This window comes from Xanthobacter sp. BG11Y11_SDJG, assembly GCF_057364445.1.
In genome coordinates this window covers 1-1171 of the sequence record NZ_JBNFNU010000707.1, presented here as the reverse complement: position 1 = coordinate 1171, position 1171 = coordinate 1, and the positions used below count along the sequence as shown (strand labels likewise).

The following is a 1171-nucleotide window of genomic DNA, read 5'->3' as shown; positions in this document are numbered from 1 at the left end:
TTCGGCGAGGCCCGGCGCCGGCAGCAGGCGGTGCACCATGCGGCGGATGGCATCGGCGCCGCCGGCAACGTCGTTGGCCAGGGCGGCGACCGCGCGGCGCTCTTCGCCGGGACGGTGCAGCGCATTCAGGGCGAGCGCCAAAGCAAGCGCGTTCTCGCGGCTCGGGTGCATCTCCAGCTGCGGCAGGAGTGCCAAAGCGGTGGCCTCGTCGGCACGCAGGAAGGCGGCGAGGGCAAGATAGGTGTCCTTGAGGGGGCCGGCCTGGGCGCCGTCCGCCTCGGCATTCGCCAGCAGTTCCTCGCCCTCCGCCACGCGGCCCGCGGCGATGTAGACCATGCCCACGCCGGCAGCGACGGTCGCGTCGTGCGGGTTGAGCTGGAGCGCTCGGGTGGCGGTGTCCACCGCGGCGCGATACTCGCCGAGAAAGGCCTGCACCAGCGCGAGGGTGCGCGCGGCATAGGCGCTGGCGGGGGCGAGCTCCACCGCGCGTTCCGCCGAAGCCAGCATCTGCGCGGCCCGCCCGGGCGTCGGGTCATATCCCGATTCGCCGGTGGCCTCGGCCAGCAGGGCCATGGCCTTGAGCGCGTGGCCCATGGCAAAGCCGGGCAATTGCCGGGTCAGACCGTCGAGGCATGCCCGCACGGCGGCGGGGCTCTCGCCGCCGGTCCGGGAGAGCAGGCCGAACGCCCGGGCGACACAGCCATAGGCCGACTGCGGCGCTTCCGCGCGCACCGTGGCGAGCGCGCGCGCCGTGACAACGCCCTGCGCCTCCAGCAGTGCGCCGGATACCGCGCGCACCATGCGCCGGGCGCTGGCGGCGATGTCGTCGTCGCTCCTCAGGCCCTCCACCGCGCGGGACCACAGGATGACGCCCGCGCAGCGGTCGGTGACGCGCAGCAGCAGGGAGAAGGTGCCGTCCGCATGGCCTTCGGCCACCGTGCCCAGACCGAACCGCGAGCGCCCGTGGCTGCCGCAGGCGACCGGGGCGGTGAGCTCGGTCGGCATCGTTTCGCGCACGGTGATGAAGTCGAACTGGGCCAGCGCGTCACCGAGGCGCTCCTCGAAGGCGCGCAGGATGCCGCGCGCCGGCGGCTCGACGCCGGCCGCCTCGAAGGCGGCGACCTCCATCACCGGCAGCATCACGCGCTGGTCGTCGGCGCGCAGGGGGGCG

At 74.6% G+C, this 1171-nt stretch carries 1 protein-coding gene; it reads right to left on the bottom strand.

All coding sequences use genetic code 11. The features are described from left to right. Nucleotides 1-1171: tetratricopeptide repeat protein (locus AC2W7M_RS25940; RefSeq protein WP_486136018.1), on the bottom strand; the 1171-nt coding region annotated here is incomplete at both ends.